Annotated in this window: 20 protein-coding genes; 14 read left to right on the top strand and 6 right to left on the bottom strand. The window is 69.2% G+C overall.

Annotated elements, in window-relative coordinates:
- Positions 1 to 160: 160 nt before the first annotated feature.
- The 4 genes from mutL (at position 161) to FB547_RS31765 (ending at position 4895) form a co-directional block, all read left to right on the top strand.
- Complete coding sequence (gene mutL / locus FB547_RS31780; protein ID WP_145747589.1) at positions 161 to 2044, top strand: DNA mismatch repair endonuclease MutL; 1884 nt, start codon at positions 161 to 163, stop codon at positions 2042 to 2044.
- 185 nt (positions 2045 to 2229) lie between these two features.
- Positions 2230 to 3228: an alpha/beta hydrolase gene (locus FB547_RS31775; RefSeq protein ID WP_145747588.1), complete on the top strand. Its 999-nt coding sequence runs from the start codon at positions 2230 to 2232 to the stop codon at positions 3226 to 3228.
- A 33-nt stretch (positions 3229 to 3261) separates the two neighbouring features.
- On the top strand, positions 3262 to 4248 hold the full coding sequence (gene miaA, locus FB547_RS31770) for a tRNA (adenosine(37)-N6)-dimethylallyltransferase MiaA (RefSeq protein ID WP_145747587.1): 987 nt from the start codon (positions 3262 to 3264) through the stop codon (positions 4246 to 4248).
- Positions 4245 to 4895, top strand: a complete 651-nt coding sequence (locus FB547_RS31765) for an ABC transporter ATP-binding protein (RefSeq protein ID WP_145747586.1) — start codon at positions 4245 to 4247, stop codon at positions 4893 to 4895. Before miaA ends, FB547_RS31765 begins: the two co-directional genes overlap by 4 nt.
- A gap of 25 nt (positions 4896 to 4920) precedes the next feature.
- On the opposite strand, the gene FB547_RS31760 is transcribed toward FB547_RS31765, so the two are convergent.
- A complete protein-coding gene (locus FB547_RS31760) occupies positions 4921 to 5877 on the bottom strand; it encodes a threo-3-hydroxy-L-aspartate ammonia-lyase (protein WP_145747585.1) in 957 nt (318 codons plus the stop codon).
- A gap of 113 nt (positions 5878 to 5990) precedes the next feature.
- Between FB547_RS31760 and FB547_RS31755 the strand changes: the two genes are divergently transcribed.
- The 5 genes from FB547_RS31755 (at position 5991) to FB547_RS31735 (ending at position 10679) form a co-directional block, all read left to right on the top strand.
- A complete protein-coding gene (locus FB547_RS31755; RefSeq protein ID WP_145747584.1) occupies positions 5991 to 6695 on the top strand; it encodes a GntR family transcriptional regulator in 705 nt (234 codons plus the stop codon).
- Positions 6692 to 7567 (top strand): phytanoyl-CoA dioxygenase family protein, encoded by an 876-nt coding sequence (locus FB547_RS31750; RefSeq protein ID WP_145747583.1) that lies wholly within the window; start codon positions 6692 to 6694, stop codon positions 7565 to 7567. Before FB547_RS31755 ends, FB547_RS31750 begins: the two co-directional genes overlap by 4 nt.
- Before the next feature lie 4 nt (positions 7568 to 7571).
- Positions 7572 to 8933 carry an NAD(P)H-dependent oxidoreductase gene (locus tag FB547_RS31745; RefSeq protein WP_145747582.1) on the top strand — a complete coding sequence of 454 codons (1362 nt, stop codon included), beginning with the start codon at positions 7572 to 7574 and terminating at the stop codon, positions 8931 to 8933.
- 148 nt (positions 8934 to 9081) lie between these two features.
- Entirely contained in the window at positions 9082 to 9453 is a 372-nt protein-coding gene (locus FB547_RS31740) for a YciI family protein (RefSeq protein ID WP_018905874.1), read from the top strand.
- A complete protein-coding gene (locus tag FB547_RS31735; RefSeq protein ID WP_145747581.1) occupies positions 9450 to 10679 on the top strand; it encodes an RNA polymerase sigma factor in 1230 nt (409 codons plus the stop codon). Before FB547_RS31740 ends, FB547_RS31735 begins: the two co-directional genes overlap by 4 nt.
- 21 nt (positions 10680 to 10700) lie before the next feature.
- On the opposite strand, the gene FB547_RS31730 is transcribed toward FB547_RS31735, so the two are convergent.
- Positions 10701 to 12125 carry a serine hydrolase domain-containing protein gene (locus FB547_RS31730; protein ID WP_145747580.1) on the bottom strand — a complete coding sequence of 475 codons (1425 nt, stop codon included), beginning with the start codon at positions 12123 to 12125 and terminating at the stop codon, positions 10701 to 10703.
- 79 nt (positions 12126 to 12204) lie between these two features.
- Here FB547_RS31730 and FB547_RS31725 point away from each other — a divergent pair, with 79 nt between their 5' ends.
- On the top strand, positions 12205 to 14808 hold the full coding sequence (locus FB547_RS31725) for an FtsX-like permease family protein (protein WP_186454314.1): 2604 nt from the start codon (positions 12205 to 12207) through the stop codon (positions 14806 to 14808).
- Between the two features lie 584 nt (positions 14809 to 15392).
- Here the strand turns inward: FB547_RS31725 and FB547_RS31715 are convergent.
- Positions 15393 to 17936: a penicillin acylase family protein gene (locus tag FB547_RS31715; RefSeq protein ID WP_145747578.1), complete on the bottom strand. Its 2544-nt coding sequence runs from the start codon at positions 17934 to 17936 to the stop codon at positions 15393 to 15395.
- Between the two features lie 99 nt (positions 17937 to 18035).
- On the opposite strand from FB547_RS31715, the gene FB547_RS31710 reads away from it, so the two are divergent.
- The 4 genes from FB547_RS31710 to FB547_RS31695 all read left to right on the top strand — a co-directional run bounded on the left by FB547_RS31710 (position 18036) and on the right by FB547_RS31695 (position 22656).
- Complete coding sequence (locus tag FB547_RS31710) at positions 18036 to 19112, top strand: PLP-dependent cysteine synthase family protein (protein WP_145747577.1); 1077 nt, start codon at positions 18036 to 18038, stop codon at positions 19110 to 19112.
- Positions 19109 to 20185 carry a lipocalin-like domain-containing protein gene (locus FB547_RS31705; RefSeq protein ID WP_145747576.1) on the top strand — a complete coding sequence of 359 codons (1077 nt, stop codon included), beginning with the start codon at positions 19109 to 19111 and terminating at the stop codon, positions 20183 to 20185. The genes FB547_RS31710 and FB547_RS31705 overlap by 4 nt, the downstream gene beginning before the upstream one ends.
- Positions 20186 to 20280: 95 nt before the next feature.
- The gene (locus FB547_RS31700; RefSeq protein WP_145747575.1) at positions 20281 to 20736 is read left to right on the top strand and encodes a hypothetical protein; all 456 of its coding nucleotides are present in this window, start codon (positions 20281 to 20283) and stop codon (positions 20734 to 20736) included.
- Between the two features lie 84 nt (positions 20737 to 20820).
- Positions 20821 to 22656, top strand: a complete 1836-nt coding sequence (locus FB547_RS31695; RefSeq protein ID WP_145747574.1) for a bifunctional metallophosphatase/5'-nucleotidase — start codon at positions 20821 to 20823, stop codon at positions 22654 to 22656.
- 58 nt (positions 22657 to 22714) lie between these two features.
- On the opposite strand, the gene FB547_RS31690 is transcribed toward FB547_RS31695, so the two are convergent.
- From FB547_RS31690 to FB547_RS31680, 3 genes are all read right to left on the bottom strand, one after another.
- On the bottom strand, positions 22715 to 23701 hold the full coding sequence (locus FB547_RS31690; RefSeq protein ID WP_145747573.1) for a branched-chain amino acid ABC transporter permease: 987 nt from the start codon (positions 23699 to 23701) through the stop codon (positions 22715 to 22717).
- Positions 23702 to 23706: 5 nt separating this feature from the next.
- Positions 23707 to 24582: a branched-chain amino acid ABC transporter permease gene (locus FB547_RS31685; RefSeq protein ID WP_145747572.1), complete on the bottom strand. Its 876-nt coding sequence runs from the start codon at positions 24580 to 24582 to the stop codon at positions 23707 to 23709.
- 84 nt (positions 24583 to 24666) lie between these two features.
- On the bottom strand, positions 24667 to 25863 hold the full coding sequence (locus FB547_RS31680; protein ID WP_012748582.1) for an ABC transporter substrate-binding protein: 1197 nt from the start codon (positions 25861 to 25863) through the stop codon (positions 24667 to 24669).
- Between the last annotated feature and the right edge of the window lie 42 nt (positions 25864 to 25905).

Raw genomic sequence — 25905 nt, 5'->3', positions numbered from 1 at the left:
AGGTGGGCCTGCTCGACCCGAAGCTGCTGCCGGTGGCGGGCGTGGAGACGGCGCGCAAGCTGCTGGACGAAACGCTGCCGTCGAACACGCTGATGCCGGGCTGAAAGGCCTCTCCGGGGAGGGCGGCGCCGCGGCGCCAGCCGGCTTCTAGAATGCTCGCGTGAGTGCCCTTCCCTCTTCCATTCCGTCCCCCGAACGCCGCCCGATCCGCGAACTTCCCGACGAGCTGATCAGCCAGATCGCCGCGGGCGAAGTGGTCGAACGCCCGGCCTCCGTGGTGCGCGAGCTGCTCGACAACGCCCTGGACGCCGGTGCGCGCCAGGTCACGGTGCGGCTGGCTTCGGGCGGCGTGCGGCTGATCTCGGTGGAGGACGACGGCCAGGGCATTCCGCGCGAAGAACTCACGGTGGCGCTGCGCCGCCATGCCACCAGCAAGATCGCGAGCCTGAACGATCTCGAGACCGTGGGCACCATGGGCTTTCGCGGCGAGGCGCTCGCGGCCATCAACGCCATTGCGGAGCTCAGCATTCTTTCGCGCTTTGCGGGCGCCGATGGTGCCTTCGCGCTCGACGGCCGCACCGGCGAACTGCGGCCGGTGGCCCGCGCGGTCGGCACCACGGTCGAGGTGCGTGAACTGTTCTTTGCGACGCCGGCGCGGCGCAAGTTCCTGAAGACCGACGCCACCGAGCTGGCCCACTGCATCGAGGCCGTGCGCCGCCATGCGCTGGCGCGGCCCGAAGTCGGCTTTTCGGTGTGGCACGACGGCAAGCTGATGGAGCAGTGGCGCGCCGCCGAGCGGCGCGAGCAGCGCCTGGCCGATGCGCTCAGCGACGACTTCGTGGCGCAGAGCGTGGCCGTCGAGCACTTGGGCGGCGCGGTGCGCGTGGCCGGGCGTGCCGGGATTCCGGATGCGGCGCGCTCGCGTGCCGACCAGCAGTTCTTCTACGTCAACGGCCGTTTCGTGCGCGACAAGGTGCTCTCGCATGCCGTTCGCAGCGCCTATGAAGACGTGCTGCACGGCCAGCGCCAGCCCGTGTATGCGCTGTACCTCGACATCGACCCGTCGCGCGTCGACGTGAACGTGCATCCGACCAAGATCGAGGTGCGTTTTCGCGATGGCCGCGAGGTGCACCAGGCGGTGCGCCATGCGATCGAGAACGCGCTTGCGGCACCGCGCGCGGGCGATGCCGTCGCGCCGGCAGCACCGCAGCCCTTTTTCAAGCCGAACTTGCCCGCTTCGGGTGCGACCTGGGCCCAGCCGGGCATCAATTTCGTCGCGGCGGAGCGCGGCGCCGGCGATTTCGAGGCCATGTGGCCCCAGCGGACCGGCGGATCGGAGCCCGACTCCGAAACCGGCGGTTCTTCACCATGGCCCGCCGCCGCTGCGGCGTTCCGGGCCCCTGCCATGGGGCAGCCGGCCGAATCGACGGCCCCGAGCGCCCTGTCCACCAACGAGCAGGCCTGGCCGCTGGGCCGCGCGCTGGCGCAGCTGCAGGGCATCTACATCCTGGCCGAGAACAGCCAGGGCCTGATCGTGGTCGACATGCACGCGGCCCACGAACGCATCGTCTACGAGCGCCTCAAGACCCAGCTCGACGGCGCCGCCATCACGAGCCAGCCGTTGCTGATCCCGGCCACGTTCGCGGCCACGCCCCAGGAAGTGGCCACCGCCGAGGCCTGCGCCGCGGTGCTGCCGACTTTGGGGCTGGAAATCACGCCGTTCTCGCCGCGCACCCTTGCGGTGCGCGCGGTGCCGGGTACCCTGGCCGATGGCGATCCGGTGGAGCTCGCGCGCAGCGTGCTGGCCGAATTGGCGCAGCACGACGCCAGCACCGTGGTGCAGCGGGCGCAGAACGAATTGCTCTCGACCATGGCCTGCCATGGTGCGGTTCGGGCCAACCGCAAGCTCACGATCGACGAAATGAACGCTTTATTACGTCAAATGGAAGCCACCGAGCGTTCGGACCAGTGCAACCATGGCCGCCCGACCTGGCGGCAGCTGTCGATCCGGGAGCTGGACGCGCTTTTTATGCGCGGCAGATAGCAAATCAGGGCATTTTGAGGGTTTTTCCGGGGTTTTTGGCCGTCATCCGGAAAGTGGGCACGGGCGTTGCGTATGTAGAACAAAGTGCCACTCGAGGGCACTTGGGGGGAAGTGCTGGGGCGCAGTGTCGGCGCGCTCCATGCTCGAGCATGAACTTTCCGCCGGCTTCGCTGTCCCTCTAGTCCATGAAACGCTGGTCCCTCCTTGCCTCCGTTCTTTCGCTGTGCGCCCTTCTGGCCGCCGGCTGTTCCACATTCGACGAACAGCAACGCGAGTGGATCTTCCAACCCAGCGACCGCAGCTGGGGCAACACCGCCACCATGACCGAGGGCATGCAGGACGTCTGGATCGACTTCCAGTCCTCCATCACCGGCGAATCCGCCCGCCTTCACGGCCTCTGGCTCGGCGGCGAGCCAGAAACCACCGACCGGCCGGTCATGCTGTACCTGCACGGCGCCCGCTACAACGTGGCCGGATCGGCGCCGCGCATCCAGCGCATGCACGAGCTCGGCTTCTCGGTGCTGGCCATCGACTACCGGGGTTTCGGCAAGAGCTCCAAGGGCCTGCCGTCGGAAGAATCAGCGCGCGAGGACGCCCGCGCCGCCTGGACCTGGCTCGCGGCCCGCCATCCGCGGCAGCACCGCTACATCTTCGGCCACTCGCTCGGGGGCGCCATCGGCATCGACCTGGCCGCCAGCGTCAACGACGAGAGCGGCACCATCGTCGAAAGCACCTTCACCTCCATTGCCGACGTGGTGAGCGGCTTCAAGTGGGGCTGGCTGCCGTTCGGCCCGTTCATCACGCAGCGCTTCGAGGCGATCAACCGCGTCAAGGACATCGGCGCGCCGCTGCTGGTGGTGCATGGCACCGCCGACAGCCTGATCAATCCCACGCTGGGCCGCAAGCTCTACAACGCGGCCACCGTGCCCAAGCTCTTCGTGCTGGTGGAGGGTGGATCGCACCACAACACCAATTCGATCGGCGAGGCGCAGTACCGCTCGGCGCTGTCGCAGCTGTTCCGCATGAAGCCCGAGACCACCCTGGCTTCGCGGCAAGGGGAAGGCACGCCCGTGCTGCGCGGCACGCCATCACTGCCGGCCGCGCCGACCGCTCCGCGCACCGATTCGCCGGCCCTGCCGCAGGAAGCGCGCGCCAAGGCCAGCGCCAGCGCGCAGGCGATCTGAGGCTTCCGATTTTGTTGTTACCCTCGGGCGCTTATGCCGCCCTCCGCTGCCGCCTCCGGCCTTCCTGAAAACCCCACATACATCGCGCTCGCGGGGCCGACCGCCTCCGGCAAGACGGCGGTGGCGCTCGCGCTGGCGCGGGTGCGCCCGATCGAGATCGTCAGCGTCGATTCCGCGCTGGTCTACCGCGGCATGGACATCGGCACCGCCAAGCCGAGCCCGGCCGAGCAGGCCGCCGTGCCGCATCACCTGATCGACATCCTCGACCCGCGCGAAAGCTACAGCGCGGCCGCCTTCGTGGCCGATGCGACGCGGCTGATCGGCGAGATCCGCGCCCGCGGCGCACTGCCGCTGCTGGTGGGCGGCACCATGCTGTATTTCAAGGCACTGTTCGACGGCATCGACGCCATGCCCGCGGCCGATGCCGCCGTGCGCGCGCGCATCGACGCCGAAGCCGCCGCGCTGGGCTGGCCCGCGATGCATGCACGGCTCGCCAAGGTCGACCCTGCGACGGCCGCGCGCCTCGCGCCGCAGGACAGCCAGCGCATCCAGCGCGCGCTCGAGGTATGGGAGAGCAGCGGCCAGCCGCTGTCGAGCTTCCATGCGAGCGACAACAAGGCCGCGAAGGCAGTGGATGGCGGCGTTCTCTTTTCACTCGAACCCGAGGACCGCGCGTGGCTGCATGCGCGCATTGCCGAGCGCTTCGACGCCATGCTGGCCGCCGGCTTCCTCGACGAGGTCAGGGCGCTGCGCGCACGCGGCGACCTGTCGACCGAGCTGCCCTCGATGCGCTGCGTCGGCTACCGGCAGGCGTGGGAAATGCTCGACGCCTGCGGCGGCGCGCAGCCCGATGCCAAGGCCATGGACGAGCTGCGCGAACGCGGCATCGCGGCCACGCGCCAGCTCGCCAAGCGGCAGATCACCTGGCTGCGCGGCATGCCGGCGCGCACCGTCATCGCCTGCGACGCGCCCGATGCCGTGCAGACGGCCGTTCAACGCATGGCAGGCACCACCGCATGACGCTGCGCATTTCCGGGCTCGCCAAGCACTACGGCGACGTGCCCGTGTTCGAGAACGTGGCGCTCAGCGTCGAACCCGGCGAGTTCGTCGCGATCGTGGGCGAATCGGGCGTCGGCAAGTCGACGCTGCTCAACTGCATGGCCGGGCTCGACCACTGGGACGCAGGCACGGTCACGCACGACGGCACCGACATCGGCGCGCTCGACGGCGAAGCCTGCGCGCTCTGGCGCCGGCGCCACGTGGGCTTCGTGTTCCAGGCCTTCCACGTGCTGCCGCACCTGGACGTGGCGCAGAACGTCTCGCTGCCGCTGATGCTGCTGGGCGGCAAGCGCGATGAAGGCCGCGTCGCGCACATGCTCGACGCAGTGGGCCTGCCCGGCATGGGCGCGCGCCTGCCGCAGACGCTCTCGGGCGGCCAGCTGCAGCGCGTCGCGATCGCGCGCGCGCTGGTGCACCGGCCCGCCCTGCTGCTGGCCGACGAGCCCACCGGCAACCTCGACCCGGGCACCGCTTCGAAGGTGATGGAACTGCTGATCGGCCAGACGCGCGAGCACGGCGCCTCGCTGGTGCTGGTGACGCATTCGGAGAGCGCGGCAGCCCGCGCGGACCGCCTGCTGCACCTCACGGCCGAGGGAATACGCGCCTGAGCGAGCTAGGGCCTGTTAACAGGCCCTAGGCGAGCAGTGCCGCGTAGCGCGAGAGGTCGACGTTGCCGCCGCTGACCACGATGCCGATGCGTTGGCCCGCGATGGCCTTGCCCGCGGCAATGGCGCCCGCGAAGGCAAGGCAGCCGGTCGGCTCCACCACGATCTTCATGCGCTCGGCAAAGAAGCGCATCGCGTCGACGAGCTGCTCGTCGGTCACGGTGAAGATGTCGTCCACGTCGCGCCGGATGATGCCGAAGGTGTATTCGCCCAGGTGCTGCGTCTGCGCGCCGTCGGCAATGGTCTTGGGCGTTTCGATGTGCACGATCTTCCCGGCGCGCAGCGACTGCTGGCCGTCGTTGCCCGCCTCGGGCTCCACGCCGTAGACCTTGCAATCCGGCGCCAGCGCACGCGCCGACAGCGCCGAACCCGACAGCAGCCCGCCGCCGCCCAGGCACACGAACAGCTGGTCGAGCGGGCCGGTCTCCTCGATCAGTTCCTTCACCGCCGTGCCCTGCCCCGCGAGCACGTCGGGATGGTCGTAGGGCGGGATCATCGTCATGCCGCGCTCCTGTGCGAGCCGCTTCGTGAGCGCCTCGCGGTCTTCGGTGAAGCGGTCGTACATCACCACTTCGGCGCCATAGCCCTTGGTGGCCGCGACCTTGGCGGCCGGCGCGTCCTTGGGCATGACGATCACGGCCGGCATCGACAGGAGCCGGGCCGACAGCGCAACGGCCTGCGCATGGTTGCCCGAGGAGAACGCGATCACGCCGCCCTTGTGCTGCGCGGCGTCGAACTTCGACAGCGCATTGAATGCACCGCGGAACTTGAATGCGCCCATGCGCTGGAAGTTCTCGCACTTGAAGAAGAACCTGGCGCCCCAGCGTTCGTCGGCCGTCTGCGATTGCAGCACGGGCGTGCGGTGGGCATGGCCCTCGAGCCGCGCGGCCGCGGCGATGACGTCGTCGTAGGTAGGGAGTTGCATGGGCCGAGCTTAGCGGCGGGTTACGTTCTTTTGCAGCCCCCATGGGTAAAAACCCGGGATGCGCCGCAGCCTCGAACTCCGTACTCTGTATACAGAGTTCAAAGAAGCCGTTTATGCCCGCCCAGCTCGTCAGCATCGAAGCCACGCCCGACCTCGTCGACCAGGTCTATCGCGTCCTGCTCGGCGCCATCAGCAGCGGCGCGCTGGCGCCCGGCGAGCGGATCACGCAGGAAGACATCGCGCAGCGCCTGTCGGTGTCGCGCCAGCCCGTGCTGCAGGCGCTGCGCCTGCTCAAGAAGGACGGCTTCGTGCATGACGCGCCCGGCCGCGGCGTGCTGGTGGCACCGCTCGACGCCGAGTGGATGCGCAAGGTCTACCAGGTGCGCGGCGCGCTCGACGTGCTGGCCGCGCGGCTCGCGGCTGCACAGCGCTTTCGCATCGATCCCAGGCTGATGGAACGCGGCCGCCGTGCGGCGCGCGGGCGCAATGTCGAAGCCATGATCGACGCCGACATGGCCTTTCACCAGGCCATCTACGAAGCCTCGGGCAATCCGCTGATCGGCCAGAGCGCGGACCAGCACTGGCGCCACCTGCGCCGCGCGATGGGCGCGGTGCTGCAGGCCGAGCCGCAGCGCGAGACGCTGTGGGACGAGCACGAAGCCATCGCCGCCGCCATTGCGGCCGGCCATGCGCAGCGCGCCGCGCAGCTGAGCGAGGAACACGTCGCCCGGGCCAGCGAGGCACTGGGCCGGCGGCTCGCGCAGCAGCTCGCACGCGCCGCGTCCACCATCCCCACCCGCAAAGGAGACAAGACATGAAGTTGACCCCCGAGCAGCGCGCGCAATTCGAGCGCGACGGCTACCTGTTCTTCCCCGGCCATTTCTCGCCCGAAGAAACCAAGGCGCTGACCGATGCGGTGCCCGACCTGTACAGCAGGCGCGAGGCCTTCAACGTGCGCGAGAAAGGCTCGGATGCGGTGCGCACCAACTTTGCCGCGCACCTGATCAGCGAACCCTTCGCGCGGCTCGCGCGCCATCCGCGCATGGTGGAACCGGTGATGGATCTCTTCGGCGAAGAGGTCTACATGCACCAGTTCAAGATCAACGGCAAGATGGCCTTCGAGGGCGACGTGTGGCAGTGGCACCAGGACTACGGCACCTGGCTCAATGACGACCTGATGCCCACCGAACGCGCGATGAACGTCGCGATCTTCCTGGACGAGGTGAACGAGCACAACGGCCCGCTGATGTTCATTCCGGGCAGCCACCGCAAGGGCGTGGTGGATGCAAGGCACGACCTCACGACCACCAGCTATCCGCTCTGGACGGTGGACAACGACCTGATCCGGCAGCTGGTCGACCGCGCCGGCGGCCGGCACGGCGGCATCGTCTCGCCCAAGGGCCCCGCCGGCTCGATGATCCTGTTCCACAGCTGCCTCGTGCATGCCTCGGGCAGCAACCTCTCGCCGTTCAACCGCGTGGCGGTGTACCTGAGCCTGTGCGCGGTCAGCAACCACATCCGCCGCCACAAGCGGCCCGAGTACATCGCGCACAGAAACTTCACGCCCATCGAGCTGCTGCCCGACGACTGCCTGCTGAAGCCCTACCCGGTCGAGGTGCCGTGGAAGAACGGACTGCCCGAAAGCGCGCTCAAGACCTCGCTCGAAGTCCTCGACACCGCGGAGGCCTGAAGCAATGAGCCTCCACACCCGCCTGCAGCAGCGCGCCGCCGAAGGCCGTCCCATTCGCATCGGCCTGATCGGCGCCGGCAAGTTCGGCTCGATGTACCTCGCGCAGATTCCGCGCACGCCCGGCGTGCAGCTGGTGGCGATTGCCGACCTGTCGCCCGCGGCGGCGCGCGCCAACCTCGAGCGCGTCGGCTGGAACCCGGAGCGCGCCGCGGCGGGGTCGGTGCAGGAGGCCCTGACGACGGGCAGCACCTGGATCACCGACGACTGGCAGGCCGTGACGCGCGAGCCCGCCATCGACATCGTGGTCGAGTGCACCGGCAACCCGGTGGCGGCCGTCGAGCATTGCCTGGACGCGTTTGCGCACGGCAAGCACGTGGTCAACGTCACGGTCGAGGCCGATGCCTTCTGCGGCCCGCTGCTCGCACGCCGCGCGCAGCAGGCCGGCGTGGTCTATTCGCTGGCCTTCGGCGACCAGCCCGCGCTGATCTGCGACCTGGTCGACTGGGCGCGCACCTGCGGCTTTCCGGTGGTCGCAGCCGGACGCGGCCACAAGTGGCTGCCGCACTTCACCGAATCGACGCCCGAGACCGTCTGGGGCAACTACGGCCTCACGCCCGAACAGGCGCTGCGCGGCGGCCTCAATCCGAAGATGTTCAACAGCTTTCTCGACGGCTCCAAGCCGTCCATCGAAAGCTCGTCGGTGGCCAATGCCACCGGACTCACCGTGCCTTCGGACGGCCTGCTCTACCCGCCCGCGAGCGTGGAGGACATTCCCTTCGTCACGCGCCCGCAGAGCGAGGGCGGCGTGCTCGAGCGCAAGGGCATGGTCGAGGTCATTTCCTCGCTCGAGGCCAACGGGCGAAAGATCCCCTACGACATCCGCATGGGCGTGTGGGTCACTGTCGAGGCCGAGACCGACTACATCAGGAACTGCTTCGAGGAATACAACGCCCACACCGACCCGAGCGGACGCTACTTCACGCTCTACAAGCGCTGGCACCTGATCGGCCTGGAGGTCGGCATGTCGGTGGCCAGCGTCGCCTTGCGCGGCGAGCCGACCGGCGTGGCCACCTGCTGGAACGCCGACGTGGTGGCCACGGCCAAGCGAGACCTCGCGCCCGACGAAATGCTCGACGGCGAAGGCGGCTACACCGTCTGGGGCAAGCTGCTGCCGGCCGAGCGCTCGCTGCGCCTGGGCGGCCTGCCGCTCGGGCTGGCACACAACGTCAAGCTGCTGCGCCCGGTGAAGAAAGGCCAGAGCCTCTGCTGGGCCGACGTGGCCATCGACACCTCGACCTCCGCCTACAGGCTGCGAAGCGAAATGGAGGCCATGTTCGCGCCCGCCGGCCAGGCCAAGGCAGCCTAAAGAATTAAGTAGCCCAACCATTGCGCCACGCGTCAACAGCGTAAAAAATCATCTGCTCGACACGGAAGCCGTGTCGAAATGACCGGCAGCGGGCCGTCATTGTGGTGAGCGATCCTGCTCAGCCTCTTTTCCACGATGGAGAGACACCATGCAGTACATGTTGATGTTCTATCAGCCCGCGGCCGAATTCGAACAACGGAACGACGCGTCCTCGCAGGCCTACCGGGCCAGTTGGGTGGCGTATGCCGATGCGGTGCGCCAGTCGGGCATTTCGCTCGGCGGGCACGGCCTGTTCCCGCCGATGACCGGCACCACGCTGCGCGTGCGCGGCGACAAGCGGCAGGTGCAGGACGGCCCCTTCGCCGACACCAAGGAGCAGCTCGGCGGCTACTTCGTGGTGGACGTGCCGGACCTCGATGCCGCGCTCGAATGGGCGGCCCGCGCACCCTGCGCGGCCAGCGGGGGCGTGGAGGTGCGGCCGGTCTTCACGGCCACGGCCATCGCGGCGGCCACACCGTGAACGACCCGGCGGCTCACCAGGCCGCCGAACGTGCGGCGCGCGAGTCGTACGGCCGCCTGCTGGCCATCCTGTCCGCGCGCACGCACGACATCGCGGCATCGGAAGACGCGCTCGCCGAAGCCTTCGCGCGCGCGCTGGAGCGCTGGCCGGCCGACGGCATTCCCGCGCAGCCCGAGGCCTGGCTGCTCAGCGTGGCGCGGCACCGCAAGCTCGACGCCTGGCGCCACAGCCGCGTGCAGGACGAGGCGACCCAGTCCCTGCTGCTTTTGGCCGGCGAGATGGACGATGCGCCCGAGGGCGCGGCGGTGCCTGACGAGCGGCTGCGCCTGATGTTCGTCTGCGCGCACCCCGCCATCGACGCGGCGGCCCGCGCACCGCTGATGCTGCAGGCCGTGCTCGGGCTCGACGCGGCCCGCATGGCCGGCGCCTTTCTGACCGCGCCTTCCACGCTGGGCCAGCGGCTGGTACGGGCCAAGGCGCGCATCCGGGCTACGGGCATTCCCTTCGAGTACCCGCAGGCGCGCGAGCTTCCGCAGCGGCTGCAGGACGTGCTGGACGGCATCTACGCCGCCTACGGCACCGGCTGGGACGATGTCGACGGCGCCGACGCCCTGCCGCGCGGCCTCACCGCCGAAGCCATCGACCTCGGCCGCATCCTGTGCAGCCTGCTGCCCGACGAGCCCGAGCCGCTGGGCCTGCTCGCGCTGATGCTGTTCTGCGAGAGCCGCGCCGCGGCCCGGCGCAGCGAAACCGGCGCCTACGTGCCGCTCGACCAGCAGGACCCTTTGCGCTGGAACCCCGACCTGCTCGCGGAGGCCGAACGCTGCCTGCGCCGGGCCTCGGAGATGAAATTGCTCGGCCCCTACCAGCTTGAGGCGGCGATCCAGTCGGCCCATTGCGAGCGCCGCGTCGGCGCACCGGTGCCGCCCGAAGTGCTGGTGTCGCTCTACGAAGGGCTGCTGGCGCTGCGGCCCAGCATCGGTGCCCAGGTCAGCCTGGCCTGCGCGCTGGCCAATGCGCGCGGCCCCGACGTCGGCCTGCGCGCGCTGGAGGCCATTCCGGCGGCCGAGGTGCAAAGCTACCAGCCGTTCTGGGCCGCCCGCGCCCACCTGCTCGCGGCCGGCGGTGCGCGCGCCGCGGCGCGCCAGGCCTATGACCGCGCGATCGGCCTCAGCAGCAACGCCGCCGTGCGCGCCTATCTGAATGCAATGTCGGAACGGCTCTGACCTTCAGCGCCGGAGGACCGGTCAATCCTGCGGAACCGCCACGGCCTCGCTCACCCTTCGCGCATCCAGCCGGCTGCCGCCCTGCGCCAGCGTTACGCCGACCACCGCATGGCCCTCGCCGCGCCGGAACCTGAGCTCGGCGCCGATCGCCGTGACCGCGAAGCGGTCGCTGCCGATCGGCGTGAGCGCGTTGTAGCCCCGGCCCGTCTCGCGCACCAGCAGGCGGCCGCTGCGCACGGCAAAGCCCAGCGTCTTGGCCTTGTTGATGCGGAACTCGCCTTCGTAGTCCGCAAGGCGCTGCGGATCGATCGGCACCTCCACGCCCGGCACCGGGTAGCGGCTCTTGCCGATGGCCAGCATCACGGACTGCAGCGGCGCGCGCGCGTTGCTGCCGAGCACGACCAGCGCTTCCCCGGTGTCGGGCGCAAGCAGCCACAGCGTGCGGTAGCCCTCGGTCACGCCGGCGTGGTAGTAGGTGTGCCGGCCGCCTTCGGGGCCGCGCACCATCACCGCATAGCCGATCTCGGCGCCTTCGTAGCGTGCGAGCGGCGTGAGCATGCGCACGGCCGCCGGGCCCAGCGGACCGCTGGCGCCGGCCAGGATCGCGCGGCTCAGCGTGAGCATGTCGGCAGCCGTGGAGCGCAGCGCGCTGGCCGGCGCATAGGCCGCCATGTCGAGCAGCCGCTGGCGCCGGTCGCCGGCAAAGGCCGGGGCCATGCGCGAGGCCTTGTCGCCGAGCTGGATCACCGTGTCGTTCATGCCCAGCGGCTCGGTGATGCGCGCGCGCACCAGTTCGCCCCAGGTGGTGCCGAGCCGTTCGGCCAGGATCTGTCCCAGCAGCGCCATCCCGAAATTGCTGTATGCGGCTTCGCACGGCGGCGCCGGCGCCGTGAGCCGGATGCGCGACAGCGCGGCCCAGAACGCCGCCTTGTCGAAGGCACGGAATTGCGCGGCCAGCGCGGGCCCGCCGGTCACGCCATCGGCCATCACGGGCATGCAGCCGGTGTGAGTCACCAGTTGGCGCAGCGTCACGGAGGCCACCGCGGGCGGGAGCGGCGACGCCAGCTTGCCGGCCAGCAGCTGGCCCACGGTGTCGTCGAGCTTCACTTCGCCGCGCTCCACCGACTGCGCCAGCAGCAGGCCCGTGAACACCTTCGTCACGGAGCCGATCTCGAACATCGGCTGCTCGGCGCTGTTCGGCTCGATGGCGCGCGGCGCGGCTGACGGCTCGGGGTTGTGGGCCACGCCATAGGCGGTCTTGTCGCCGCGCAGCACGCCGACCACGAGCGTCCCCCTTTCGGCGCCGAGCGCCATCTTCGCGATGGCGGCAGGATCGCTGGCCAGCGTGATGGGCAGCGGCTGTGCCAAGGCAGCGGCCACCGGCAGCAGGGCAGCAAGCCAGGCCGCCGTCCATCGGCGGGCCAGGGCGGGGCAAGAAAGCCGCATCGTGGAATTCCCCAGGCATCGAAGAGGCGCCATGGTGCCACGGCCGCGGAACCTCGCGCCCGCCGGCCACAATCGCGGCATGCGTGCCTTGCTCTCCACCTTCTCATGGCAGGAACTGCGCCACCATCCCTGGCGCAACGCCGCGGCCGTGCTGGCCGTGATGCTGGGCGTGGCGCTCGCGTTCTCGGTGCAGCTGATCAATGCCTCGGCGCTCGACGAATTCTCGAGCGCGGTGCGCTCGGTCAACGGCCAGCCCGATCTCGAGGTGCGCGCCGTGCAGGGCAGCTTCGACGAGGCGGTGTTCGCGCGGCTCGCGCAGCATCCGCAGGTGGCGCTCGCGAGTCCGGTGCTCGAGTTCCAGGGGCTGGCGCTGGCCGGCGAACGCCAGCTGCCGATGCGCGTGATCGGCATCGATGCGCTGGCGCTGCCCACCATTGCACCGGCCCTGATGCCGCAGCCCGGCAGGGATGCCGCGCGCTTCGCGATGCTCGCGCCCGGCCATGTATTTCTCAACGCCGCGGCACGCAGCGCGCTCGGGCTTCCGGCCGAAGCGGCGGCAGGCCGCGTGGAGACGGTGCAGCTGCGCAGTGGCGGCGGCGCCTGGCAGCGGCTCGAGGTGGCGGGCCACGTCGCCGCCGGCGGCGCGGCGCTGGCGGTGCTGGACATCGCGGCTGCGCAGGACCTGTTCGACAAGCTCGGCCAGCTCAGCCGCGTCGACCTGAAGCTTGCTCCCGGCACCGATCGCGCGGCCTTCACCGCATCGCTGCAGGGTTCGCCGGGCTGGCCCGCCGGCCTTCAGTTTGCCGAGCCCGGCGATGCGGCCGAGCGCGTGAGCAATCTCTCGCGCGCCTACCGCGTCAACCTGACGGTGCTCGCACTGGTCGCACTTTTCACCGGGGCCTTCCTGGTGTTCTCGGTGCTGGCGCTCAGCGTCGCCAAGCGCGCGCAGCAGTTCGCGCTGCTCGGCGTGCTGGGCCTGACGCCGCGCGAGCGACTGCGCCTGGTGCTGATCGAATCGCTGGTGCTGGGCCTGATCGGAAGCGGCGCCGGCCTCGCGCTGGGCACGGCGCTCGCAGCCTTCGCATTGCGCGTGCTCGGCGGCGACCTGGGTGGCGGGTACTTCGAGGGCGTGGCGCCCACGCTGCACTGGAGCAGCGGCTCGGCGCTGCTGTACGGCGGGCTCGGCGTGCTTGCGGCGCTGGTGGGCGGCTGGTGGCCCGCACGCGCGGCGCAGGCGCTGCCTGAAGCGCAGACGCTCAAGGGCCTGGGCGCCGCGCCCGTGCAGGGCCACAGCCACTGGCTGGCGCTCGGCCTCATTGCCGCCAGCGCGGCGCTGGCCAACATGCCGGCTGTCGGCGGCATTCCGGTTGCGGCGTACCTCTCGGTGGGCTGCCTGCTGGTGGGCGGCATCACCGCCCTGCCCTGGCTCATTGCACTGCTGTATGACCGCATTGCGCCTGCATTCGCGCAGCGCGTGCTGCCGATGCTGGCCATCGAGCGCGCGCGGCGCATGCGCGGCACCGCGGCCGTGGCGGTGAGCGGCGTGGTCGCGAGCCTGAGCCTCGCGGTGGCGCTCACGGTGATGGTGGCGAGCTTTCGCGATTCGGTCACGCATTGGCTCGACGTGGTGCTGCCGGCCGACCTCTATGTTCGCGCCACCTCGAGCGGCCGCTCCGGCAATTCGGGCTCCCAGAGCAGCAGCGACACGGCCACCTTTGCGCCGGCCTTCGTGCAGGCGCTGGCGCAACTGCCCGGTGTGGAGCGCATCGGCACGCTGCGAACCCGCTCGCTGCAGCTCGACCCCGCGCAGCCCGCGGTCACGCTGATCGCGCGAAGCCTCGAAGGCGGCGCATCGCAGGCGCTGCCGCTGGTGGGCCCCGCGCTGCCGGTGCCCGCCGGCCAGGTCGGCATCTACGTGAGCGAACCGATGGTCGAGCTGTATGGCGCGAAGCCGGGTTCGCTCTTCGCACCGCTGTCGCCGGCATTGGCCACCGCGGGCTCCGCTCCGGCAGCGTTCTTCGTGGCCGGCGTGTGGCGCGACTATGCGCGGCAGTTCGGCGCCATCACCATGGACGCGCGCGACTTCGAGCGCCTGACGGGCGAACGCAACGTGAGCGATGTGTCGCTGTGGCTCGCGCCCGGCGCGTCCGAGGGCGCGGTGCAGGCGGCGGTGCGCGATCTGGCGGCACGCGGCGGCGGTTCCGATTCGACCACGAACGTCGAGATCTCGTCGGTCGGACAGATCCGCGCCACCTCGCTGCGCATCTTCGACCGCAGCTTTGCCGTGACCTACTGGCTGCAGGCCGTGGCCATTGCCATCGGCCTGTTCGGCATTGCCGCGAGCTTCAGCGCGCAGGTGCTGGCCCGGCGCAAGGAGTTCGGGCTGCTCGCGCACCTGGGCTTCACGCGGCGGCAGGTGCTGGCGGTGGTGGCGGGCGAAGGCGCGGCGTGGACCGCGATCGGCGCCGTGGCGGGACTCCTGCTCGGGCTCGCGGTGTCTGTGGTGCTGGTGAAGGTGGTCAATCCGCAGAGCTTTCACTGGACGATGGATTTGCTGGTGCCCTGGGGGCGGCTGCTGGTGCTTTGCGCTGCCGTGGTTGCGGCGGGGACGGTGACTGCGTGGCTGGCGGGGCGGGCTGCTGCGGGGAGGGATGTTGTTCTTGCTGTGAAGGAGGATTGGTAGGTTTTTTGGGGTTCCGGGGCCGGGTCTCGCCCCGGCGGGCGACTCACTTTCTTTTGCTTCGCCAAAAGAAAGTAAGCAAAGAAAAGGCGCCCCTGCTGTCTGCGTCCCTTCGCTTCGCTGCGGGCAACCTGCGGTGCTCGATTCCGGCGGGGGTCCGCAGAACTCGCTTCGCTCAAACAGCTGCGGCCCTGATCCCGCCTCCATCTGCGCTCCTCGGCGCATACAGAAGGGGTGGGAGCGGGTGGCCTTCGCTTCGCTCGGCCCCAACTCCAACAATCAATACCAACCGCCGAGGCGCGCAGCGCCTCGGTGGCTTGGTGGCCGAGCGAAGCAAAGGCCCGTTCGGTTTGCCCCCCCTCTGGCTGCGCCGAGGAGCGCAGGGTTTCGCGGATCAGGGCTCGCAGCTGTTTGAGCGAAGCGAGTTCTGCGAGACCCCGCGAAACCCGAGCACCGCAGGTTGCCCGTAGCGAAGCGAAGGGTCGCAGACAGTGGGGTCGCCTTTTCTTTGCTTACTTTCTTTTGGCGAAGCAAAAGAAAGTGAGGCCGCCGCCGGGCGGAATCCCGGCCCCCGACCCCCAAAAAACTCACTGCAAAGAAGGCACCAACCGAATCCGCTCCACAGTCTCCCTCTCCACCGCAGAGCGGCTGTACACCAGCGGCACATACTTCCCCTCAAGCCAGAGCGGCGCCAGATCCCGATAGTGCGGACTGTCGGAATCCCCCGACTGCCCCGGCGTATTGATCGCCCGCGAGGCATCCCAATTCCCCACATCCAGCACCATCCGGAACGAAGCCCCCGACGCGAGCTTGTAGTCATTCGCGCGGTAGCTCGCCGCCATGGGCGTGAAGGCCGAACCCGACATCGGCCAGTCGCCGACTTCCAGCTTCTTGCGCGTGGCCGCGTCGACCACGCCGCCGAGCGGATGACGGAACTCCGCGCGGTGCAGCGCGCCCCACTTCCACGCCGACATGTCGGGCCCGAGCTTGGCCGTGAGTTCCTGCATCGCGGGCGGCAGGGTTTCCAGCAGGAGCGCATCGCGCTGCGCATCGCTGACCCATCCGAAAGGGTTCTCCAGCAGCAGCACCATGCGCGTGTTGTCTCCCGGCGCAGCCAGCGAGGCCGCGGCTTCGCCCGCACCGGCCTTGAGCACTGCCGCGCGCAGCGTCTTGGCGCTCCACACCTCGTACAGCGCAGCGGCGGCGCTGTCGCGGTCCATGGTGCCGTCCCAGCCTTGCAGCAGCCGCAGCCCGGCAGCCGTGCGCGCATCGTCGCTGCGCAGGCCAGCCAGCAGCTTGAGCAGCCGCTGGGCCGGCGTGGCAACGATGTCGTTCTGCATGCGCTCCGAATCTTCTAGCGTGAAGCGCGAGCCCGAGGCCGCTTTCTTCTCGAACAGATCCTTGAGCCGGCGCGCACGCGCACCGTCGCTCCATTCGTAGCCGATGCCTTTCTTCGCGGCCGGATGATCGGGCGGAATGTTGTTCTCGTTCGCGGTCACGACGTAGCCGCGCGCGGGATTGAACTCCGAGGGCAGTTCGTCGCCGTTGCGAAAGCCCGACCACTCGTAGCGGCCATCGCCCGGCACCGGCATCAGGCCGTCCCAGTTGGGGCGGATCGGCGTGAGGCCGCCAGGTATCCAGCCGACGTTGCCATGGCGGTCGGCATAGACCTGGTTCTCGCCGGGCGCACCCCAGCGGTTCATGGCGGCGCGGAACTGGTCCCAGTTCTGCGCGCGCATGTAGTCCATCGAACCGAAGTACGGCGCCATGCCGGGCTCGAGCCATGCGGCGCGCAGCGCGAAGGCACGCCGCTTGCCGGGCTCGGACAGCAGCACCGGGCCGTGGCGCGTGAAGGTGTTCACCACCTCGCGCGGCGCGCTCTCGCCGCGCACCGCGATGCGCTCGGTGACGCGCGTCATCGGCTCCCATCGGCCCTGGTAGCGGTATTCGTTGGGGTTCCGCGGATTCAGCTGGTACACGTACAGGTCTTCCTGGTCCATGTAGAAGCGCGTGAGGCCGAAGGCGATGGTGCCGTTGTGGCCGATCGAAAGGCCAGGCAGGAAGGGCTCGCCAGCGCCGATGGCGTCCATGCCGGGCGCGCTGAGATGCGCCATGTAGCGCAGGCTCGGGGCGCCGTGGGCGCGGTGCGGATCGTTGGCGAGGATCGGGCGCCCGGTGGCCGTGAGCCTCGGCGCGATGACCCAGTTGTTGCTGCCATAGGCGGCCGTCGGATCGCCTTGCAGAGCCTGCTGCCGCTCTTGCTCCTCTTCGGCGCTGCGTGCCGCGGCTTCGGCGCTGCCGGGCGGCAGGAGCGCGGACGCGGTCGCGGTGCCGGCCAGCCGCGTGTTGTCCTTGGTGAAGCGCGGCGGCTCCGTGGCGCGCAGGTAGGCCGCGCGCAACTCGGCCGCCGGAAGGGTGCAGGGGTCGAGTCCCACGGGCACCTTGGGCGTGACCGGCGGATCGAGCTCGCGGCGCAGCCAGTCGGCCTTGATGCCCTGGCCGCCGGCACAGAAGGCGCGCGCGCGGTCGATCTCGGACGTGAAGTTGAGCGTGAGGCCGTGATGGCGAATGCGCACCACGTCCTCGGCCGACCAGAGCGACGGCTGGTAGCCCAGCAGCGCGAATTCCTTCGGCAGCAGCGCCGGCTGCGCGCGCACCTGCGCCACATAGGCGTTGACGCCGGCCGTGAAGGCCTCGGCCACGCGCTTGGCATCGGAGCCGTAGGCCAGCCATTCGCGGTACATGTCGCCGCGGTAGAGCACGGCGCGCGCGGCGCGGTCGCTCTCGACCCAGGCCGGGCCGAAATCCCTGGCCATTTCGCCGAGGCCGCGTTTGCGCCAGAGGTCCATCTGCCAGAGCCGGTCGCGCGCGGCAATGAAGCCCTGCGCAACGAAGGCGTCGTAGAGCGTGCCGGCATAGAGATGCGGCACGCCCCAGCGGTCGACCAGCACCTCGGCCGGCTTCTCCAGGCCGGGCACGGCGAAGGACGACGGCGCGCGCGGTGGCGTCTGCACACCCGGAGGCCCCGATGCACAGCCCGCGAGCACGAGGGCCGCGAGCGCTGTGGCGCCAATGGAATGCCTTTGACCTAACGAGCGCCGCGACGTGGGGCGCAGGTGTCTTGTTCTCATGCGTCTTGTCTCCTGCCGGGTGGAATTTGGCAGCGCACAGTATCCCGATTTGCGCGTTCGCTGGGTGCTGCGAGGGATGACTTGTAGACTTCCTCCTACATGCAGCAAACACCCTTCTCTTCCTCCTGCGGCGGCTGGCTTGGCGGCGCGATCCGCCGCATCGAGGCTGACTACCAGCGCAGCGCCGACACGCACCTGATCCCGCTGCCGCTGCCCGCGCTTGCCGCGGTCGGCATCGACCTCTACCTGAAGGACGAGTCGACCCATCCCACCGGCAGCCTCAAGCACCGGCTCGCGCGTTCGCTCTTCCTCTATGCGCTGTGCAACGGCTGGGTGCGCGAGGGCACCACCATCGTCGAGGCCTCGAGCGGCTCGACGGCGGTCAGCGAAGCCTATTTCGCGCGGCTGCTGGGGCTGCCCTTCATCGCCGTGATGCCGCGCAGCACCTCGCCCGAGAAGGTCGCGCAGATCGCCTTCTATGGCGCGCGCTGCCACTTCGTCGACCATGCGGCGCAGGTCTACGAGGAAGCGCACGCGCTCGCCGAGCAGACCGGCGGCCACTACATGGACCAGTTCACGTACGCCGAGCGCGCCACCGACTGGCGCGGCAACAACAACATTGCCGAAAGCATGTTCCAGCAGATGGCGCGCGAGCGGCATCCGGTGCCGGCCTGGATCGTGGTGGGGGCGGGCACCGGCGGCACCAGCGCCACCATCGGGCGCTATGTGCGCTACCGCTGCCACGACACGCAGGTGTGCGTGCCCGATCCCGAAGGCTCGGTGTTCTCGGCCTACCACCGCACCGGCGACGCCGCGCTGACGGCGGCGGGCTCGCGCATCGAAGGCATCGGCCGGCCGCGCGTGGAGCCGAGCTTCATCCGCTCGCTGGTCGACCGCATGATCGAGGTGCCCAACCTCGATTCGGTGGCCGCGATGCATGCGCTCTCGACGCTGCTCGGCCGCAAGGTGGGGCCGTCGACCGGCACCAACTTCGTCGGCATGCTGGCCGTTGCCCATGAGATGTGCGCGGCCGGCCGGCAGGGTTCCATTCTTTCGCTGCTTTGCGATGCTGGCGAGCGCTATCTGCCGAGCTACCACGATGCGGCCTGGGTGCAGAACGCGTTCGGCGACATCGGCCCGGCGCAGCAGCGCATCGACGCACTGGTCGCGGGGTGACGCCGCCGGCCGCGCTCCACGGGTTCTCGCGCCGCAGCCTGCTGCTCGCGGCGCTGGCCGCCGCGCCCGCGGGCTGGGCGCTGCCCGCGCGCACCCTGCAGTTCCCGCGCGACTACGGCAGCCACTCCGACCTGCAGACCGAGTGGTGGTACATCACGGGCCACGCGAAGACCGCGGCAGGACGCGGATTCGGCTTCCAGGTGACCTTCTTCCGTTCGCGCGTCGATGCGGCGCAGGGCCTGCGCTCGGCCTTCGCGGCCAGGCACCTCGTGTTCGCGCATGCGGCCGTCACCGATCCCGAAGGCCGCGTGCTGCTGCACGACCAGCGCATTGCGCGCGCGGGCTTCGGCATCGCATCGGCCAGCGAAGCCGACACCGACGTGCGCCTGCGCGACTGGTCGCTGGTGCGCGAAAAAAGCGGCAGCTATTCGGCGCGCATTCCGGCCGGCGAGTTCTCGCTCGAGCTGCGCTTCACGCCCACCCAGCCGGTGCTGCTGCAAGGCAAGGCCGGGCTCTCGCGCAAGGGCCCCGAAGAGGCACAGGCGAGCTACTACTACAGCGAGCCCCAGCTCAGGACACAGGGCAAGCTGGCGCTCAAGGGCCAGGCCTTCGACGTCGATGGCACCGCCTGGCTCGACCATGAATGGAGCGAGGCGCTGATGCATCCCGAGGCCGTGGGCTGGGACTGGATCGGCATGAACCTGGACGACGGCAGCGCCCTCACCGCCTTTCGCCTGCGGCGCCGCGACGGCAGTGCGCTGTGGGCCGGCGGATCATTTCGCACGCGCGATGGGGTGCTGCGCGTTTTCAGTAACGACGAGGTGCACTTCGAAGGTGCGGATACGTGGACCAGCCCGCGCACGCAGGCGAAGTACCCGACCCGGTGGCGCGTGCAGACCCCATCGGGTGGCTTCGAGGTGCGCGCGCTGCTCGACGACCAGGAACTCGACAGCCGCGGCTCCACCGGCGGTGTGTACTGGGAAGGCCTGAGTGACCTCGTCGATGCGCAAGGCCGCCGCGTCGGCCGCGGCTACCTGGAGATGACCGGCTACGCCGCACCCTTGCGGCTCTGAGGCCGCGCCGCCCTGTCTGTCATCACGCCGTCATGCGGGCCCCCTGAACTCGGCATTCGACGTTTGCACGATGGTCGTGCGCCAACAAGGCTTGAATGAACAGACGATCCCGGCTCATCGCGCTGCTGACGGTGCTGCTGGCCGCCGCGGGCGCCGCGTGGGTGTTCGCAGCGGCGCGGCCTGCCCCAGCGGCAACGACCGCAGCGCTTGAAATCCGCTGGCACGGCAACGGCATCATCCTGCAAGGCACTGTCAGGGATGCGGCCACGCAGCGCGCGCTGGTGGACGGCGCGACCGCGCGGCTCGGCGGCGAAGCCGACCAGGTGGTGGACTGGCTCGACATCGTGCCCACGGCGCTGCCCATCGCGGACGCCGCTTCGCTCGCCAGCCTGATCCGCATCGGGCAGGAGGGCTGGCACCTGCAGCGGCGAGCCACCGATGGATGGCTGGCCGTGCAGTCGCCCGGCGATGCGCAGAGCGCCCAGGCCAGCGAGCTGCTGCGGCGCGCCTTCGGCCCCGGTGTGGCCATTCGCGTGGTTCCGCTGCCCTGATCATTCTTCCTGCGCGGGGCGGTCATGGCGACGTCATCTGCCATGTCCAGCATGCGCTGCATTCCATCCAAAGAGGAGAGGCTCATGCACGCATCGTTGAAACATCTCGCCATGGCGGGGGTGGTCCTGGCCACCTTGTCCGCATGCGGCGGAAGCAGCAGCAATTCGAACGGGTTCATTCCCTTCATTCCGCCGCCCGCACCAGCACCGGCGCCCTCCCCGGCGCCGGCCCCCGCCGCGCCCGGCAGCATGGACGTGAAGCTCATTGCCTTCAACGACCTGCACGGCAACCTCGAGCCGCCCCGGCTCTCCATCACCGCTCCGGCCAAGGAAGGCGGCACGGTCCCGGTGCCTGCCGGCGGCGCCGCGTACCTCGCTTCGGCCATCGCGTCGCTCAAGGCCAAGAACGAGAACAACGCCGTGGTCTCGGCCGGCGACATGATCGGCGCCTCGCCGCTGGTCTCGGCGCTGTTCCTCGACGAGCCGACCATCGAAGCCGTGAACGCGATGAAGATCGACTTCAACGCGGTCGGCAACCACGAATTCGACAAGGGCCAGACCGAACTGCTGCGCATGAAGAATGGCGGCTGCGCCAAGAACACGCCGCTGGAGCCCTGCCGCGTGAACAAGGCCTTCCCGGGTGCCAACTTCGGCTTCCTGGCGGCCAACACCGTGAAGACCGACGGCACCACGCTGTTTCCCGCCACGGGCATGAAGAGCTTCACCAAGGACGGCGCCACGGTGAAGGTGGCATTCATCGGCATGACGCTCAAGGGCACGCCCAGCATCGTGACGCCGGCCGGTGTCGCGGGCCTGAGCTTCAAGGACGAGGCGGATACGGCCAATGCGCTGATCCCCCAGCTGAAGGCCCAGGGCGCGGACGCCATCGTGGTCGTGGTCCACGAAGGCGGCACGACCACGGTCGGCTACAACGACAAGAGCTGCGCCGGCCTGGGCGGCGACATCCTGCCGATCCTAGACAAGCTCGACGCCTCGGTCGACGTGGTGATCTCGGGCCACACGCACCGCTCCTACGTCTGCGACTACGGCAAGACCAATCCGGCCAAGCCCTTCCTGCTGACCAGCGCCGGCCAGTACGGCACCCTGCTGACCGACATCAACCTGACGATCGACACGCGCACCCGCAAGGTCACGGCCAAGTCGGCCGACAACGTGATCGTCCAGGGCGAGGCCTACACCAGCGGCGCGAACACGGTGGCCGTGACCGACCAGTACCCGGTGTTCGGCAAGAACCAGGAAGTGGCCGCGCTCGTCAGCCAGTACCTGTCGGTCGCGGCGCCGCTGGTGCAGCGGGTGGTGGGCACGCTCTCCGGCCCGGCCACGCGCACGCAGACGGCCTCGCGCGAAAGCGTGCTGGGCAACCTGATCGCCGATGCGCAGCTCGCCGCGACCAGCGCCAGCAACAAGGGCGGCGCGCAGATCGCGTTCATGAACCCGGGCGGCGTGCGTGCCGATCTCGTGCCGGCCGGCGACGGCAGCGTGACCTATGGCCAGATCTTCAGCGTGCAGCCCTTCGGCAACAGCCTGGTGGTGAAAACGATGACCGGCGCGCAGATCAAGGCCGTGCTCGAGCAGCAGTTCAACAGCGGCAGCAACACGGTCGCTTCGCCGCGGGTGCTGCTGCCTTCGCGCAGCCTGAGCTACAGCTACAGCCTCTCGGCGCCCGCGGGCTCGCGCATCAGCAACATGGCGCTCAACGGAACCGCGATGAGCGACGGCGCGAGCTACCGCGTGACGATGAACAGCTTCCTGGCCACCGGCGGCGACAACTTCACGGTCTTCAACCAGGGCACCGACACGCTCGGCGGCGACCAGGACGTGGACGCCCTCGAGGCCTACATCAAGGCGAACAGCCCGCTGGCGCCGCCCGCGGCCAACCGCATCACGGCACTGCCTTGAACGGGCCGGCTCCTCCAGAAGCGAAGAAGGCGGACAGGAGGGTCCGCCTTCTTTCGTTTCAAGCTTTCCTGCCCTTGCGGCGATCGAGGAAAGCGATGACCTCGCCCATGATGCCCCTGCGGAACGCCAGCACGCAGATCACGAAGATCAGGCCCGTGACCATGGTGACCGACTCGCCGAGCGTATTGAACCAGTCGACCCCGGTGAGGTGCGCCATGAAGCTGCCGAAATCGCCCACCTTGTTTTCCAGCAGCACCACCACCGCCGAGCCCACCAGCGGGCCCGACAGCGTGCCGAGGCCACCCACCAGCGTCATCAGGATCACGTGGCCCGAAGCGGTCCAGTGCACGTCGCTCAGCGAAGCGAAGCCGAGCACCAGCGTCTTCAGCGAGCCGGCCAGGCCCGACAGCGCGGCCGAGATCACGAAGGCCAGCAGCTTGAAGCGGTTGACGTCGTAGCCGAGCGAGATGGCGCGCGGCTCGTTCTCCTTGATACCCTTGAGCACCTGCCCGAACGGCGAATGCACGGTGCGCGCGATGAGCAGGAAGGCCGCGACCACGATCACCAGTGCGACGTAGTACATCGTGAGGTCGTCGCGCAGGTCGATGAGGCCGAAGAGCTTGCCGCGCGGCACGCTCTGCAGCCCGTCCTCGCCGCCCGTGAACGGCGCCTGCAGCGCGACGAAGTACATCATCTGCGCGAGCGCCAGCGTGATCATCGAGAAATAGATGCCCTGGCGGCGAATCGCCAGCCAGCCGAACACCAGCCCGAGCAGCGCACCGGCCAGCGTGCCCGCGATCAGCCCGAGCTCGGGCGTGAGGTGCCAGACCTTGAGCGCATGGCCCGTGAGATAGGCCGAGCCGCCCAGGAACGCGGCATGGCCGAAGGACAGCATGCCGGTGTAGCCCAGCAGCAGGTTGAAGGCGCAGGCGAAGAGCGCAAAGCACAGCACCTTCATCACGAACACCGGATAGAAGCCGATGAAGGGTGCGGCGACGAGCGCCAGCAGCAGCACCCCGTAGACGACGAGCGATATTTTCTTCATGGACTTCACTTCTCGCTGCCGAACAGGCCGGCCGGACGGATCAGCAGCACCACGACCATGATCACGAACACCACGGTGGCCGAAGCCTCCGGATAGAACACCTTGGTCAGGCCCTCGATCACGCCGAGCCCCAGGCCCGTGAGGATGGCGCCCATGATCGAGCCCATGCCGCCGATCACGACCACCGCGAACACGATGATGATCAGGTTCTGCCCCATCAGCGGCGAGATCTGGATCACCGGCGCCGCGAGCACGCCGGCAAAGGCCGCCAGCGCCACGCCGAAGCCGTAGGTCAGCGTCACCATCAGCGGCACGTTGACGCCGAAGGCCTCGACCAGCCGCGGGTTCTCGGTGCCGGCGCGCAGGTAGGCGCCAAGCCGCGTCTTCTCGATCGCATACCAGGTGGCAAAGCACACCACCAGCGACGCCACCACCACCCACGCGCGGTAGTTGGGCAGGAACATGAAGCCCAGGTTGGTGCCGCCGCTCAGCGCCTCGGGCGTGCTGTAGGCCAGGCCGGAGACGCCGTACACCGAGCGGAAGCCGCCTTCGATCAGCAGCGTGAGGCCGAGCGTGAGCAGGAGGCCGTAGAGGTGGTCGAGCTTGTAGATCCAGCGCAGCAGCAGCCGCTCGATCAGCACGCCGAACAGGCCGACGATGATCGGTGCCGCCACCAGCATGACCCAGTAGTTGACGTTGAAGTAGTTCATCGCCATCCACGACAGCACCGCCCCCATCATGAACAGCGCGCCATGCGCGAAGTTGATGACGTTGAGCAGCCCGAAGATCACCGCCAGCCCCAGGCTCAGGATCGCGTAGAACGACCCGTTGACCAGCCCCAGCAGGAGCTGGCTCAACAGGGCAGGCATGGAAATGTTCATCGTGTATGGAATCGAGGTTCAGAAAGGTGGCAGCGGCTTCGCGCGGGGGCCGCCGTGTACGGCAGCCTCCCGCTCAAGCAACAATTACTTCCAGAGCGCGCAGGTGCTTTCTTCCTTGGTCGTGTAGACCTGGTCGCCCGGCACCTTCTTGACGATCTTCAGCAGGTCCCACGGACCCTTGGATTCGGACGGCTTCTTGACCTCGGCCAGCAGCATGTCGTGCACCATGCGGCCGTCGGCGCGGATCACGCCCTTGGCGTAGAAGTCGTTGATCGGCGTCTTCTTGAGGTAGGCCATGACCTTGTCGGCATCGGTGCTCTTCACCGCCTCCACGGCCTTGAGGTAGGCCATGGTGGCCGAGTAGTCGGCGGCCTGGATGTCGGTCGGCTTGTTCTTGGTCTTGGCTTCGTAGCGCGCGGCCCACTTGCGCGACTCGTCGTCGGCGTCCCAGTACCAGCTGGTGGTGTGCAGCAGGCCCTGCGTGGCCGGCAGGCCCAGGCTCTTCACGTCGGTGAGGAACACCAGCAGGCCCGCGATCTTCATCGACTTGTCGATGCCGAATTCCTTCGATGCCTTCATCGAGTTGATGAAGTCGCCGCCGGCGTTGGCCAGGCCCAGCACCTGCGCCTTGGAGTTCTGCGCCTGCAGCAGGAAGGACGAGAAGTCCGATGCATTGAGCGGCGCGCGCACCGTGCCCACCACCGAGCCGCCCTTGGCCTTGACGACCTTGGCGGTGTCGGCTTCGAGCGCATGGCCGAAGGCATAGTCGGCCGTCAGGAAGAACCAGCTCTTGCCGCCGGTGTCGACCACCGCGCCGCCGGTGCTCTTGGCCAGCGCGACGGTGTCGTAGGCGTAGTGCACGGTGTAGGGGCTGCACTGCGCGTTGGTCAGCGCCGAGGTGGCCGCGCCGTTGGTGAAGAACACGCGCTTCTTTTCCTGCGCCACCTTGGCGGTGGCCAGCGCCACGCCCGAATTGGTGCCTGCGAAGATCATCGTGGCACCGGCCGTGTCGATCCACTCGCGCGCCTTGGAGGCGGCGATGTCGGGCTTGTTCTGGTGGTCGACGCTCAGCACCTCCACCGGCTGGCCGAGCACCTTGCCGCCCATGTCGTCGATGGCCATCTGGATGGCCGTTGCGCCGCCCTTGCCTTCCAGGTCGGCGTACAGGCCCGACAGGTCGCTGATGTAGCCGATGACGACCTTCTCCTGCGCCTGCACGGCATGGCTCGCAAGACCCGCGGCCCCGAGCATGAGAGCGATGATTTTGAGCTTGGTTTGCATGGTGTCTCCTGGAATGGTTGAGAGAGTCAGCGTAAAAAAAGT

Source organism: Variovorax beijingensis, from assembly GCF_007828835.1.
Lineage (GTDB): Bacteria > Pseudomonadota > Gammaproteobacteria > Burkholderiales > Burkholderiaceae_C > Variovorax > Variovorax beijingensis_A.
The sequence above is the reverse complement of the archived record's forward strand: the minus strand, read 5'-3'. Positions and strand labels throughout refer to the sequence as shown.

Excerpts from the sequence above, each read along its gene's own strand:
- FB547_RS31775 (WP_145747588.1), top strand. The coding sequence starts at position 2,230 with ATGAAACGCTGGTCCCTCCTTGCCTCCGTTCTTTCGCTGTGCGCCCTT.
- miaA (WP_145747587.1), top strand. The coding sequence starts at position 3,262 with ATGCCGCCCTCCGCTGCCGCCTCCGGCCTTCCTGAAAACCCCACATAC.
- FB547_RS31765 (WP_145747586.1), top strand. The coding sequence starts at position 4,245 with ATGACGCTGCGCATTTCCGGGCTCGCCAAGCACTACGGCGACGTGCCC.
- FB547_RS31760 (WP_145747585.1), bottom strand. The coding sequence starts at position 5,877 with ATGCAACTCCCTACCTACGACGACGTCATCGCCGCGGCCGCGCGGCTC.
- FB547_RS31755 (WP_145747584.1), top strand. The coding sequence starts at position 5,991 with ATGCCCGCCCAGCTCGTCAGCATCGAAGCCACGCCCGACCTCGTCGAC.
- FB547_RS31750 (WP_145747583.1), top strand. The coding sequence starts at position 6,692 with ATGAAGTTGACCCCCGAGCAGCGCGCGCAATTCGAGCGCGACGGCTAC.
- FB547_RS31745 (WP_145747582.1), top strand. The coding sequence starts at position 7,572 with ATGAGCCTCCACACCCGCCTGCAGCAGCGCGCCGCCGAAGGCCGTCCC.
- FB547_RS31740 (WP_018905874.1), top strand. The coding sequence starts at position 9,082 with ATGCAGTACATGTTGATGTTCTATCAGCCCGCGGCCGAATTCGAACAA.
- FB547_RS31730 (WP_145747580.1), bottom strand. The coding sequence starts at position 12,125 with ATGCGGCTTTCTTGCCCCGCCCTGGCCCGCCGATGGACGGCGGCCTGG.
- FB547_RS31725 (WP_186454314.1), top strand. The coding sequence starts at position 12,205 with ATGCGTGCCTTGCTCTCCACCTTCTCATGGCAGGAACTGCGCCACCAT.
- FB547_RS31715 (WP_145747578.1), bottom strand. The coding sequence starts at position 17,936 with ATGAGAACAAGACACCTGCGCCCCACGTCGCGGCGCTCGTTAGGTCAA.
- FB547_RS31710 (WP_145747577.1), top strand. The coding sequence starts at position 18,036 with ATGCAGCAAACACCCTTCTCTTCCTCCTGCGGCGGCTGGCTTGGCGGC.
- FB547_RS31700 (WP_145747575.1), top strand. The coding sequence starts at position 20,281 with ATGAACAGACGATCCCGGCTCATCGCGCTGCTGACGGTGCTGCTGGCC.
- FB547_RS31695 (WP_145747574.1), top strand. The coding sequence starts at position 20,821 with ATGCACGCATCGTTGAAACATCTCGCCATGGCGGGGGTGGTCCTGGCC.
- FB547_RS31690 (WP_145747573.1), bottom strand. The coding sequence starts at position 23,701 with ATGAAGAAAATATCGCTCGTCGTCTACGGGGTGCTGCTGCTGGCGCTC.
- FB547_RS31685 (WP_145747572.1), bottom strand. The coding sequence starts at position 24,582 with ATGAACATTTCCATGCCTGCCCTGTTGAGCCAGCTCCTGCTGGGGCTG.
- FB547_RS31680 (WP_012748582.1), bottom strand. The coding sequence starts at position 25,863 with ATGCAAACCAAGCTCAAAATCATCGCTCTCATGCTCGGGGCCGCGGGT.